Annotated in this window: 10 protein-coding genes; all 10 read right to left on the bottom strand. The window is 38.0% G+C overall.

The annotated features are described in order from the left end of the window. Positions 1 to 263: 263 nt before the first annotated feature. Positions 264 to 2,231 carry a Fe(3+)-hydroxamate ABC transporter permease FhuB gene (gene fhuB, locus GWJ05_RS13795; RefSeq protein ID WP_036936898.1) on the bottom strand — a complete coding sequence of 656 codons (1,968 nt, stop codon included), beginning with the start codon at positions 2,229 to 2,231 and terminating at the stop codon, positions 264 to 266. Continuing rightward, complete coding sequence (locus GWJ05_RS13790; RefSeq protein WP_161681450.1) at positions 2,221 to 3,129, bottom strand: iron-siderophore ABC transporter substrate-binding protein; 909 nt, start codon at positions 3,127 to 3,129, stop codon at positions 2,221 to 2,223. Before GWJ05_RS13790 ends, fhuB begins: the two co-directional genes overlap by 11 nt. Next, the gene (locus tag GWJ05_RS13785) at positions 3,120 to 3,902 is read right to left on the bottom strand and encodes an ABC transporter ATP-binding protein (RefSeq protein WP_087802435.1); all 783 of its coding nucleotides are present in this window, start codon (positions 3,900 to 3,902) and stop codon (positions 3,120 to 3,122) included. Before GWJ05_RS13785 ends, GWJ05_RS13790 begins: the two co-directional genes overlap by 10 nt. A 73-nt stretch (positions 3,903 to 3,975) precedes the next feature. Continuing rightward, a complete protein-coding gene (locus GWJ05_RS13780) occupies positions 3,976 to 6,060 on the bottom strand; it encodes a TonB-dependent siderophore receptor (protein ID WP_052038505.1) in 2,085 nt (694 codons plus the stop codon). 592 nt (positions 6,061 to 6,652) lie between these two features. Continuing rightward, a complete protein-coding gene (locus GWJ05_RS13775) occupies positions 6,653 to 8,251 on the bottom strand; it encodes an ABC-F family ATPase (RefSeq protein WP_036936904.1) in 1,599 nt (532 codons plus the stop codon). A 216-nt stretch (positions 8,252 to 8,467) separates the two neighbouring features. Continuing rightward, a complete protein-coding gene (locus tag GWJ05_RS13770; protein ID WP_087802441.1) occupies positions 8,468 to 9,097 on the bottom strand; it encodes an NAD(P)H-binding protein in 630 nt (209 codons plus the stop codon). Positions 9,098 to 9,103: 6 nt separating this feature from the next. Further along, positions 9,104 to 9,592 (bottom strand): heme utilization cystosolic carrier protein HutX, encoded by a 489-nt coding sequence (hutX, locus tag GWJ05_RS13765; RefSeq protein WP_202609285.1) that lies wholly within the window; start codon positions 9,590 to 9,592, stop codon positions 9,104 to 9,106. A gap of 42 nt (positions 9,593 to 9,634) precedes the next feature. Beyond that, positions 9,635 to 10,981: a heme anaerobic degradation radical SAM methyltransferase ChuW/HutW gene (gene hutW, locus GWJ05_RS13760; protein WP_052038506.1), complete on the bottom strand. Its 1,347-nt coding sequence runs from the start codon at positions 10,979 to 10,981 to the stop codon at positions 9,635 to 9,637. 20 nt (positions 10,982 to 11,001) lie between these two features. Next, positions 11,002 to 11,886, bottom strand: coding sequence for a heme/hemin ABC transporter substrate-binding protein (locus GWJ05_RS13755; RefSeq protein WP_269204381.1), 885 nt, complete (start codon positions 11,884 to 11,886; stop codon positions 11,002 to 11,004). A 2-nt stretch (positions 11,887 to 11,888) separates the two neighbouring features. After that, positions 11,889 to 14,027: a TonB-dependent receptor plug domain-containing protein gene (locus GWJ05_RS13750; protein ID WP_103004740.1), complete on the bottom strand. Its 2,139-nt coding sequence runs from the start codon at positions 14,025 to 14,027 to the stop codon at positions 11,889 to 11,891. Positions 14,028 to 14,365 lie beyond the last annotated feature (338 nt).

Genomic DNA, 14,365 nt, shown 5'->3' with positions numbered 1-14,365 from the left:
TAAACTAAATCTCACATTGTGACAACGTCACATTAAAGGTCTGCTTTTATAGAAAAGAGTGATCATAATATCATGATCACCCTTGCTAATTTATATTAAAGGTATTTTGTTATTTAACCGCTTTTTTGTGTATCTTGATAGAAAAACACAGATAGGTTTTCAACGCATTAATTATAAAAACAGTAAAAACCAGGCGTAATTAATAACGATCAAAACCTAAAAATATCAGCAAAAATAAATACCAATATCTTAGGCTTTTCAAATCAACGGCTACGATTTAATAACATTAAGCAAAGGAAATAGCTACCGCCTAAAATAGCGACTAAAGTGCCTGCTGCGATTTGTGCGGGGTAAATAAATATTTGTCCAAGCCAATCAGCCCAAACCATTAAAGTTCCACCAATTAATCCTGAAACCATTAATTGCGATTTAATTTTTTGAGCACCCAGCAAGGCCGCCATATGAGGAGCCACTAAGCCAATAAAAGCAATAGGACCTACCGTTGAAGTCACTAAAGCACATAATAGCGAGACAATAATTAATAATATAATACTTGCGCGCTCCGTATGTAATCCGCGAGCTGAGGCAAAACTTCGACTAATTGATATTAATGCTAGCCAACGTGTTAATAAAAAGACACATCCCACAATCAATGTAATTGCGAATGCAAAATAGAGAGCCTGTTCACTGTTAACGCGATAAGTCGAGCCAGATAACCACAGTAAGATTTTATAACTACTTAATGAGCCTTTGGCTAAGAAAAATTGAATAAAGGCTTCTAAGCTCGCGGTTAATGCAATTCCCGTTAATATTAAACTGGCTGGCGCATATTGGTGCTTTTTTCCTAAGATTAATAGAATAATCATCACAACACAGCTACCTAATAATGCAATTCCCCACTGTGATGTTTGTAAGGTGCTCCCTAAAATTAAGCTCGAAAAAACTAACGAAAAAGTCGCACCTGATGAAACCCCTAAAATATCCGGACTGGCTAATGGATTGTAAATTAAACGTTGTAAAATAACGCCAGCAATAGCTAATGCAATACCTGCAAATAACGCAGCTAATAAACGAGGAGAGCGTAATGCCCATTGATAAACAGAAGGTATTTCCCAAAACCACTGATGCTCATTAATATGAATAAAAAGTGTAAGGGCTAACCCGAGCATTAATAATACAAATATTCCTATCACGGTATACTTTGATACTGTTTTAGTCTGAGAATAAAGAGAAATAGACAGCTGATCTTGAGCTCGCATCCTCTTTTGACTAAACCAAATTAATGCAGGAGCACCAATAGCGGCGGCTGTCACACCACTTGGAATAACTGTATTGAGCCACTGACCAATCCATATTGCCAAGCTATCTGTAATCAGTAATAAACATATTCCCATTAAGCCACTGGCAATAAGCTCTTGACGAGCAGTTCTTGCGCCTAATGTTCTGACAATATTAGGTGCAAGTAATCCTATAAAACTAATAACACCAACAACGGTAATCGACACTGAAACTAACCAAGTGCTTAATATAATAAAAAATACAAATGTAGGTAAAACAGGCAATCCCCGAGCCATTGCACCTTCATGACCTAAACGCAATAAAGTGAGAATACGAGGGGCAAACATAAAAATAAGTAAAACAGGTGTAATTCGAGGTAATAACCAAAAAAACATCTCCCAACCATCTTGAGCAAGATCTCCAGCACCCCACATAAAGATATTCTGGGCGAATTGAGCATTTAACGTCACTAATGCGGTTGCAATCGCACCTAATAAGATATTCACCACCATACCGGAAACAACAAGGGGTAAGCCGGTCATATTGCGAATACCTGCAATAATAATTACCAGAAAGAAGGCGAATAAAGCTCCCATTGTCGCAGCGAATGCGCTGTGATCAGCAACCCAATCTGTAAACCAGATATTCACAATAACTAAAGCTAACCAAGCGCCTGATGAAGTCCCTAACGTTAAAGGTGATGTCAGGTTATTTTGCGTTAATTGTTGCATTAAACTGCCGACAACACCGAAAATTCCCCCAATAAGCAGTGTCATTGCTAAACGTGGTAATTGAGCATGAATAAAAAAAACATCGGCAAATAGGGTCTTCGTGTCTAAATGCCCCAGTAAATACCATTGGCGAGATAATGAAAGAGAATTATCAATTTGTAAACTGGTAATACTTAGTAAGATGATTGCCAAAAAATAGAAAGAAAATTGCTTAATGTTCATTATTTGGTGCCATATCTAATAAGCTTTCTGTAATAGCTTCTGCCATTAACATTAACGATGTCACTCCGCCATAGTTCCATACAGGTTTCACGGAATGAAAATGCCCATTCTGTACAAATGGCATGGCTTGCCATAACACGGATTTTTGCAGTTTGCTTTCATCGGGGAATGGCAACATATAAAGGACGTAGCCTTGTTTAATATGTTGCAATACATTCATTCTTCGCTGATCAATTCCCCAAGGTTGAGGAGGTAATGATATGGCAGAATTTAGGCCTAACTTATTGACTACATAATCAGTTGTTGAATTTTCGGTGTATAAAAAAACAGAGGTTAATGTAGAAAAACGGATCACCTCCACTTCAGGCAACGTAATAAATGCCCGCTGTAATTTACACTTTAATTGCACAAAAATGCTGTCCATCTCAGCCAGTTTTTGTTGTGCAATTGCTGTTTTTCCCAAAAGAGAGGCTAGAGTATTAAAATGTGCCAAAGCAACTTCAGCAGCATTATCTTGGCGAGAAAAGTTAGGCAAATACATGACAGGGGCAATAGTTTTTAATACAGGCAATAAATCTTGTTGTGAACTTGACGCCAAAATAAGATCAGGCTTTAACGATGCCATTTTTTCTAAATTAGGCTCTGCCCGCATACCCACTTCTTCAATCGAATTCGGAGCAACAGGGTGAGCGACCCATTGGTTATACCCAGCAATTTCAGTTGCACCAATAGGAATAACATCAAGTGTTAATACTTGTTCCAGTAAATCCCAATCCAAAACAATAATACGTTGCGGTATTTTATTATTATTTTGTGTAGCATTAACGATGGGCGTAATAAATAAAATAGGCAGACAAAAAAACAGTGATTTAATTATTTTTTGTAATATTACACGCATACCACTGCCACCTTATGTTGTTGTGAATCTTTATTATCAGGATGCTCAATCAGCTTAATGGGTGTTTCATAAAGTGCAGAAAGCCGTTCATCATCAAAAAGTAATGAAGCTTCACCTTCAAATGCAATTTTCCCTTTTTTAAGCGCGATAATATGAGTGGCATAACGTAAGGCAAGGTTAAGATCATGCAAAATAACGATAATACCAACATGTTGAGTTTGATTTAATTCACTCAATAATTCCATTAGTTGATATTGATGATGTATATCTAAAGCGGAAGTAGGTTCATCTAAAATTAAAATAGGTGATTGTTGAGCCAGTAACATTGCAACCCAAGCACGTTGACGTTCACCTCCAGATAAATCATCAGCGAGTGTGTCTGCAAAGGGAAGTACCCCCGCTTTTTCCATTGCCATTGTGATTATTTCATCATCTTTTCTATTCCAACGGCCCAATGTTCCACGCCAAGGGAAACGACCTAATCGCACTAATTCTTTTACTGTTAATCCCGCAGAAGCTGGCAGTTTTTGCGGAAGAAAAGCTATTTTTTTAGCTCGTTCACGTGATTTATAGTGTGAGATATTGCACTTATTCAGTGTGATAGTTCCACTATCTGGCGCTTGCTGACCAGATAATAAACTAACTAAAGTCGATTTACCTGATCCATTATGGCCAAGCACGATAGTTAATCCAGAATCTGAAATACGTAGTGAGGAAATTGATAAAATGGTACGCCCACCGCGAACCATTTGAATATTTGAGAGTTCAAACATGGTCACTCATTTATAAAATAATATTCCTCCATTTATTGTACGATTAGCAATAAATGAAGGAATAAGAAAAAAATTACCAACGATATTTAGCATTCAATAAAACAGAGCGAGATTGGCCGTAATAACAGTAATAATCACAACCAGAGAGATATTCTTTATCAAGAATATTGTTGATATTTAACTGTAATTGCCACTGTTTATTGAAGTTATAGATTGCAGCCATATCCCATAATGTTGCACTTGGTACTGTTAAATCACTGCTCTTCGGATTATCTTTAGATTTACCTAAATAACGCACACCTGTCCCTAAGATTAAATCTTGAGTCCCATTAACTGGAATAGTGTAACTGCCCCAAGCAGATGCGGTATGTTTAGGAATTAAGCCTGCTTGTTGTTTACCTTTATTACCTGTGTCATCGGTTTGCATATCGGTATAGGTATAATTGGCTTTTAACGCTAAACGTTCCGTTAATTGCATTTCACTTGTGAACTCCACGCCTTTAGATGTCACTTTACCGGTTTGTGTTGAAACAAAAGTCGTTGGGTTTGCAACAAGTGCATTCTTCTGTGTGATATCAAACCAAGCAATATTGAAGTAACCATCCATAAAATCAGGTGTGTACTTTATCCCTGCTTCAATTTGATCACCTTTTAACGGTTTATATAGATCGTTAGTCGCAGGGTCGATGGTGCTCATCACTTCAAAAGATTCGGAATAACTCACATAAGGAGACAGGCCATTATCTGCGAGATACATTAATCCTGTATTGAGACTGAATTCACTATCAGTACGTGATTTGTCCTCATTTTTTGCTTGTGCTTTATTTTCTGTTTTTACCCAATCTTGACGTACGCCCGCGACTGCAACCCAGCGATCGTCAAATTTAGTTTGATACTGTGAGTAAAGGCTATATTGTGTTTTGTCGATGGTACGATTGACATTATTAGCAGGATCAAGAGGGGTATATTTACCGTAAACAGGGTGCCACGGATTAATCGTACCAAAGTTGTAATTATCTTGCTCATCACCTTTGGTTTGGTGATATTGTAATTCAGCCCCTGCTAATAGCGTATGCTCGAAATTATCTGTATCCCATTCACCGACAACATTATTATCAAAAGAAATACTTTGATTTTTACCATCACGGAAAACAACACCACGATTCAGTTCTGTTGTAGCAATATCTGAATTAGGGAATGCATAGACACTACGCAATAATAGATCGTTATAACCATAATTTAGACGTTGAGAAAAACGCCAAACATCATTGATATTGCTTTCTAACAAATAACCCGCCGAAATTTGTGTACGTTTATATTTATCGTAACCTGGTTCGCCTAAATTCGTTGAAGGTTTAATTTTACCAAAAGGAGATGAAATTAATGTCCCCGCGGCAGGGAAGAAAGGATTGGTAGGTGTACCATCATCATGCAAATAGGTTGCCATAAAGGTCAGTGCTGTATTGTCAGTTAGATTAATTGCAACACTTGGCGCAAGGTAAATACGCTTACTATCTGTGTGAGATAATTCTCCGTCTGATTTTTTCATTAACCCAACAAGGCGGTAGCGCACACGTTTATCATCAGTGGCACTTGAAACATCAAAACCTAACCCACGTTGGTCATTATTTCCGACTTCAAGAAATACTTCATTTTGAGGCTTAAAGCTGGGTTTCTTTTGTACAACGTTAACCGCGCCACCTGGTGTCGATTCACCGAATAATACGGCCGAAGCGCCTTTTACCACTTCAATTTGTTCAAAACCATAAGGTTCAAGTAGCCATGTATAATAGCCATCACGAAAGAGACGACTATTATCTAAATATGTTGCCGCTTCAAAACCACGTACACGAAGCCAGTCAGTATCGTTATCAGCACCAAAGGGCTGAGAAACAACACCTGAAGTATAACGTAAGGCTTCATCGAGTTTTTGAGGAGCATGAGTTTCGAGATCTTTTTGGGAAATGACAGAAACAGATTTAGGTGTTTCTTGCAAAAGAGTATTTACTTTTAGAGCTTGAGCGCTAACCACAAGCTTCTCAACTTGCTCTGTTTTTGCTGTTTCTTCCGCAAAAGCCGGTGTTGCTGCAATAAAAGGAAGGGAGGCAGAACAAAATAATGCCACTGGTTTTAATTTAAATGCACAAAAATCAATCACAATAGGTCACCGAATAATAATCATTACTATTATCACTATTATTCATACAATAGGTACTAAGGTAAATTAATTTATACAAAAATGTCTATAAATAATAATTTTTTGGGTTAATTAACTGATTGTATTCATCCAAACAAGGCGACCACCAACAGAAGTGCTACGATGTAGTACATTATAGCTTAAACATAAAGTCCACATTTCTGCTACTTATTGTGAATAATTGCTCTGTTCACCACAAAATATAGCATCATTATTTTTTAATAATTTGGAGTTTCCCTGTGTTTAATTGCATACCACTTTGCTATTCCCACCAGATTTAGATAAAGAAACACAGATTGAGTTATTGGAAAAATACTTAAATAGAGAAGAAATATAAAAATGATGGTATTTCTTTATCTTTTAATCAAAATAAAGTATTCCTTATTTTTAAACACAAAGTTATCTATGAATTTATTAAAGATGATAAAAATATGAATGATATTGAAATTTACAAATAAGATTAATCATAAAATAGGGAATAAAATACAGTAAAAAGGCTCGATATATAGTTATCAAGCCTTTGATTATTTATCACTTTACCTATGTTATGAAATTAAAGCATCACACCTTTTTTCGCGAGGAACTCATCATAAGTTCCTTGGAAATTAGTCACTTTTTCAGGTGTAATTTCAATAATGCGGTTTGCTAATGAGCTAACGAACTCACGATCATGAGAAACAAAAATCAAAGTACCTTGATAGAGTTCTAATGCCATATTCAGTGATTCAATAGATTCCATATCCAAGTGGTTGGTTGGTTCATCCATGATCAGAATATTTGGTTTTTGCATCATCAGCTTACCAAATAACATTCTGCCTTTTTCACCACCTGATAAAACTTGAACTGATTTTTTCAAGTCATCTTGAGAGAACAGTAAACGACCTAATACGCTACGTACAGATTGCTCGTCGTCTTCTGGTTTCATCCATAAGCTCATCCAATCAAATACGGTCATATCTACTTCAAAATCAGTTGCATGATCTTGTGCATAATAACCAATATTTGAGTTTTCAGACCATTTTAAACGGCCTGTATCTGGTGTTAATTCACCGACTAATGTTTTAATCATCGTCGATTTACCCACACCGTTATTACCTAGAATGGCAACTTTTTCGCCCACTTCAAGCATCATATTGACGTCTTTAAATAGTGGGGCATTATCATCATAGCCTTTAGAGATATTTTCCACTTCAAGTGCATTACGGAATAATTTTTTATCTTGTTCAAAGCGGATGAATGGGTTTTGGCGGCTTGACGCTTTAACTTCAGCTAATTGAATCTTTTCAATTTGCTTAGCGCGAGAGGTTGCTTGACGTGATTTAGATGCATTAGCGCTGAAGCGACTTACGAAAGATTGTAATTCACTAATCTGTGCTTTTTTCTTCGCATTATCCGCTAATAAACGTTCACGCGCTTGGGTTGCAGCAAACATATATTCATCATAGTTACCCGGATGAACGGCTAATGCGCCATAGTCAAGGTCAGCCATGTGCGTACAGACCATATTTAAGAAGTGACGATCATGGGAAATAATGATCATGGTACTGTTACGTTCATTTAGCGTTTGTTCAAGCCAACGAATAGTATCAATATCCAAGTTATTCGTCGGTTCATCCAGTAACAAAATATCAGGATCAGCGAATAGAGCTTGTGCTAATAACACACGTAATTTCCAACCCGGTGCGACTTCGCTCATCGGGCCATTATGTTGTTCTAATGGAATGCCTACATTTAATAATAATTCGCCAGCACGAGATTCAACGGTATAACCGTCCATTTCGCCGAATTTTACTTCCAGATCGGCAACTCGTAAGCCGTCTTCTTCACTCATTTCTGGTAAGTTATAGATGCGTTCGCGCTCTTGTTTAACTTCCCAAAGTTCAGTGTGACCCATAATCACGGTATCAAGTACTGTATATTCTTCATAAGCAAATTGGTCTTGTTTTAATTTGCCAAGGCGCTCATTAGGATCAAGAAATACGTTGCCGCTACTTGGTACTAAATCGCCACCTAAAATTTTCATAAAGGTTGATTTACCGCTACCGTTAGCCCCGATTAAACCATAGCGATTTCCGCCACCGAATTTGACAGAAATGTTTTCAAACAGTGGCTTTGAGCCAAACTGCATAGTGATATTATTGCTGATTAACAAGACGAATACTCATTATTAGTGAATGACAAAAGGTAATGGGGCCGCATTATGCCACAAATTCCCCCCATTAAGACAGTAAAGTGACAAATGACTATTGAGGAAATTTCATTGTAAGCAGAAAACGCATCATAATGTGAGCTGTTGACCATAATAAAAGCAAGAAAAAAGAGATAACACATAGGTTATCTCTTAAGGTAATTGTATGGGTATTAATATCTATGATTTAGTTGGCACTAAACCCGGTTCAACCACCGCATAAACTTGATCGTCTAGCAGATCAGCATCCATAAGTTGAGTCACTAAACGTGCGACATCACGACGATTAACTAAGCCGTGAGTCTCTTCATATTGATAAAGCTGAGCTTTACCCGTTTCTTCACCATTCAGTAATCCGCCAGGTCTTACTATCGCATAATCAAAACGGCTAGTTTGCAGCCATACTTCAGCTAATGATTTTTCTCTAACGGCTTGACCAAAAGTTGCTTTTGCTCTGTCAGATAAGGCAACCCAACTATCGCCACAACCTAAAGAAGAAACCATGAGCATCCGTTGAAAACCCATTCTTTCTGCAGTATCAATCACTGTTCTATGCGCAAGATAATCATTTTCACCGCCCATTGTGGAAATAATGTCTGCTTCTTTTCCCGCTAGTGTTAAAACAGCTTCAACCGCTTTAACGTCAATCGCATCACCGATGACGGTTTTAATTCCTTTCTTTTCTAAACGCTTCGCAGCTTCTTGGTGACGAACTAAAGCCACAATAGGGCGTTGTTGTGCTACACCAATATCAGCAATATGTGCACCAACACCTTTGCCACCAGCGCCAAAAATAATCCAAGTTTTCACGCGTGATTATTCCTCATTTAATTGTTGTGCTAATTGACGGAAGGCTGATAATTGCTCTGGCAATAATTGACGATGTTCGTCTCTGCCAAGGAAAACCTTAAACATAGCAACGCCTTGTTGATTGAAAAATAAGATAGAGGCGGTATCCATCCCCATAAACTTACGTTCAATCATCGCAATAGATTGGCAATTTTCGGCTTTAATATGGCCTGTCATTCCTTTTTTGCCCCGTAAGTTAAAATAGCCATGACGATGAAAACCACTTGGCAATTCACCGCTAAACTCTAAGATAACATCTTGAGTATGCACAAGCGTGGTGACATTACCCCATTTCATCACACTATCCCATACAGTATCGAATTTCTCGCCACGTATTAATGAGCGTAATGGCAAATGTCTCACAACCTCCAACAATGTGGTATTAAATTGTGTTGCAATAGTTTCCAATGTTCCATCAGGCTCAGTCATTAAAAATTGTTGTAACTCTGTATTCATGATGTTGTTTCCATCTTCTAATTAATATTCAGGGTAATAAAATTAACGAGGCGTATTTAACTGCAAAATTAATTGCTGTAAGGATGTCAGCAAGTTACTTGCCCAAAATCGACCTTCATTAGTCAATTTCATACAAAGAAAATCGTCTTCAACAAGACCTGCTTGATACCATTGATTTAATAAAGGAGAGAGTAGCGTCGCTTGTGGGCTTAACTTGGCCAGATCAACACGGCCACACTCAATGCCAGCTTGTAACTCATGACGCCAACGAAAACCACTATCGGTTGCACGACTCATCATCATTAAGGGTTTTTGGCTATCTGTAATTTTTTGATAATAATTGTCTAGTGATCGCTCAATCATCCATGAATAACCATTCACTGTGCCACCAGCACCTGAGCCAAAAGCTAGGCAATCTGCCCCTTGTTTGATTAATAAGTTGTAAAGATTGCGCTCGCGGGTTGTTCTTGCCCAATGGCTATTACTGATCTGACGCCAGCCCACATTTTCCATAAAATCACAACCTTGAAGATAAAGATCACGCCTTTGTATTGGCGAAGGCACAGTAATTCGTTGATTTTCAACCGCTTTACCTAATGGTGTATTAGGCAATAAATTCAATGCATAGAGATCGACACCATCTAAACCAATATCATGAGCAATAGTGAGATCTTCTTGCCAGTTCGTCGCATCTTGCCCAGGTAATCCAAATAATAAATCACACACCACCGCAGCACGATCGCGTAAACAAAGCCCTTTCATAAATTTGGCAGCTTCTTCACCCGTTGAGGTTCTCGCCATTCGTTTACGAATTTTGCTGTTAAAGGTTTGAATACCAATAGAAAAACGGTTTGCGCCTGCATCTAAACAAGCATCGATACGGTTATCATCAAAATTTAAAACTCGACCTTCAAGAGTGATTTCGCAGTCAGGAGCCAAAGGAAGTGATTGCCTCAAATGCGTGATCACACGATAAAGATCTTTGGCCGATAATGCAGAAGGGGTTCCCCCACCAAAATAAACTGCATGAATTGGTGCTGATTGATAAAGTAAACTATCTGATTCAGCCGATATCTCACGCAGTAATGCATCGGTATAGCGCGAACAGGCTTCTTCATGATAGTTATTTTGATAAAACCCACAAAAGGTGCAATGTGTTGCACAAAAAGGGATATGAATATACAACAAACGTTTACAGGCTGGCGTTTTACTTTCTAATAAGGCTTGCCATGTGGATTGCTGCTCTTCTTTTGCGATAGGCACAGAACCACGCCATGGCATGGTGGCGTGTCTATCACGGAAAGGGCTATCACCTTCTAAAGCGAAATGAGCAGTAAGATCAATTTCAGCAGAAGGGGGGATAATATGTGTTACGACTGACTCTTTCATTATTAAATCATTCCTACTTATTATTCAGCATTATTATCTTTTAGTGGATCAGTGGGATAAAATTGTTGATGCAATAACTCTACGGCATCCACAATACGAGGCCCCATTCCCAAAATAAGGGATTGATCAATTTCGATAATGCGTTGATTTTTCCATGCTTGAGTCATCGACACTCCAGGTACAGAAGCTAATCCCTCAGATGCTCTTATTGTGCCCGTTTGATTTTTCTGACTTTGTGTCGTGATAACAATTAACTCTGGATCAGCGGCAATAATGGCCTCTGCGCTATAGATACGATAATTCTCGTGTGTTGCGATATTCTCACCGCCAGCTAATTGAAGGATCGCATCTGCGACACTGGTTTTCCCTGCAACTTGAGGAATTCCACCTCCCGGTGAAAGAAAGAACATCACTTTTACTTTCTGTTTAATTTGATTATTTTTAGCGTTAATAATGGCTAAACGGGATTGTAATGAATCAATTAATGCATCGCCTTGTGTCTGCTTATCCAGAGAAACGGCTAACGTGCGGATGTTTTGAAGCATTAACTCAAAGGTTGCTGGCGTTCTTGGTAAAGAAATCACTTTAACGTTATGTTGTGCAAGCTGACGTAAGACCATTTTAGGCTCAGCATCATCCCATGTTACAAAAGTAGAAGGGCGTAGAGATAAAATGCCTTCAACACTTAACTGTTTCCAATACCCAATATGAGGCAATACCTGTGTTTGTTCGGGGTAAGAAGTGGTTTCATCAACACCAACAACCTTATTGCCAGCATCCATGGCATAAATTAATTCCACAATAGATCCCCCCGCAATAACCCAACGGTCATTTTTTATATTCTCTTTTGCCGTTAAGCTAAAAGGTAGCAATAATAAACTGAGAATCATTAATATTTTGTTCATCGTTAAAATGCCCATGTCAGACCAACTGCAGCATTAATACCCGCAGCAGGAATAGATTCATGAGCTGTTTGATAACGCTTATTTAAAATATTATTTAAATCAAAGTTAATACGATATTGATCGTTATGGCCAAACTCACTACTAAGTGAAAGGTTTACCGTTGCCCAACCAGCGTAATGTTGTTTGTTTTCAGGATTCCGATGATCTTTCGCTTGCGTTGCAGATCGCAAATATAAATCTGACATTAAATTCATATTATTGAGTAATAAGAGATGTTTAGCTCCAATACGCGTCGTGACTGTAGGTTCTCCTGTATCCCATGTTTTTAGGGTTGGAGTAATAAATTGACGGCGCATCACATTGGCAGAAACATAAGGTGTAATTGACCAACCTTGATATTGTGCCATTACCTCCATGCCATATGTCTTTGCTCGGTCAATATTGTCATAATAGAAGTAATCTGCTCGGCCTGTTTTGCTATTCCCTTCGCAAATACGTTCTCCTGCACAAGCGACTGAGGTGATATAATCTTTTGCTTCAGAATAATAAATGGCGCTATCAATATACCAATTATTACCTTTATAACGCGCACCAAACTCCACATTATTAGAGTGTTCAGCCTCTAGGTCACGATTACCATAAGTCACCGCACCACCCGCCGTAGTGTTCATAAATTGCTGAACTAATGTAGGGAATACATAACCTTGTGCAAATGCAAGACGCAGCTCAGTATCTTTAAATCCGGAATAACGTAGATTGGATGAAATAATAAAAGCATTATCTCTGACGGATGTAGAAGACAACGCCTTATAGTTTGTGCCTGTTTTATTATGGTGAACAGTTTCATCACCACTTTGTAATTCTGATTTCAACCAATATTGTCTGGCACCCATTGCCCATGACCAATCATCTGCTATTTTCCAATCATTTTGAGCAAAAATAGAGATATTGGTTTGTTTACTGCGGTTATGTAATAGAGATTGCTTTTCATAATTTACAGCTGGTGGAAATCCTGTTGTACTATTTGAAGATGTTTGGCCAACAGAGGTTTGTTTTACTTTATCTTGTTGATATTGTGCGCCTAAAATTAGTTCATTATTTGCAGGTAATGTAAAGTTTGCCTGCATAGTCATTCCATAAGTATTCTGTGTATCCTCCGACTGTGTTCGGTTTTTAACAGTTAAATTACCAATCCTTGGGCTACCTGTTGGCGTAACGACACCAACGCGGTTTTCAAATTTTCGTTCAATTTGCTGTGTATAAGCATCTATATGAAGCTTTTTAAAATAATCAGCATCAATATCATAATCATAAAATAAGCCGATTTTTTCACGCTCAAGCTTAGGAACTTTAACGCTAAATTCTTGGTATTTTCCTTCATCCGCATAATAAGATTGTGTGGATAAATCATAGCGATCAAGCGAAAGTCCAAATTTGTGTTTATCAATTTTATAGCCTAGCCATGCACCTTGACCGTTATTTCTAAAATGTGTATTAGGTAAACGTCCATCAGGGGTGTCTCTGTCACCATGATCGGCATAACTCCCATTAAAGCGGTATTCAAAATCGCCTATTGTGCCTGAAATTAATGCAGACTCTCGCCATCCCATCGTCGCTGAGTCATAAACAACTTTAATACTGCCACCAAAAGGCTTATCGCCACCTTTTTGGGTGATTAAATTCACCACACCACCAATAGCTTGTGAACCATAAAGTACGGAATAGGGGCCTTTAACCACTTCAATACGCTCTAGTGCCGATTCATCGATTAAAATACCTGCACCAAAATTTTGACCACCTCGTTGATAGGTAACTTCTTGCCCATCAACCAATAAAAGTACGCGTGATGAAGCCTCACCACGGATGCGAATTTGTTTACGGCCGGCGAGGCTATTATCCGTCACTTCAACACCAGGAATATCACGCAATTGATCCGCAATAGAAGAAGCCGTTGATTGACTTAATGACTCTTTATCAATAACTTGAATAGTTGCAGGGCTATTCCATAAAGAGGAAGCGCTACGTGTTGTAGTGACAACCAGCGTTTCTTCTTTAGGTGATACGGTATTAGCAATGGCATATTGAGAGAGTGAGAGTGTTAGAGCAGATAATACGAAGCAAGATTTAAATTGAATACACATAGTTACAGACCTTAATGAGATCAATAATGATTATCATTTGCTTTATAATTTAACTTTTAGTATTCAGCAATCTAAAAATAGCAAATAGAATACATCTTTGATTTAGATCAAAGTAAAAATGTGATTTCATGCACATTAGGTGCCTAAATAAACAAAAATGGCATAAAAAGAAGGGTTTTAAGCCCACTTAGTGCTGTTATTTTAGGTTGGGCATTATTAGGGCTACAATTAACTGGCTTACACATTATCGGTATGATTTTGATATTCGTGAGTATTTGGATTAATCAACAGTCAGAAAAACGAGCAAGAGCAAAGCTTTAATCACTTAGTTAGAATTA

Origin of the sequence: Proteus sp. G2626 (genome assembly GCF_009915985.1) — a bacterium.
In the GTDB taxonomy this organism is placed as follows: Bacteria; Pseudomonadota; Gammaproteobacteria; order Enterobacterales; family Enterobacteriaceae; genus Proteus; species Proteus vulgaris.
The sequence above is the reverse complement of the archived record's forward strand: the minus strand, read 5'-3'. Positions and strand labels throughout refer to the sequence as shown.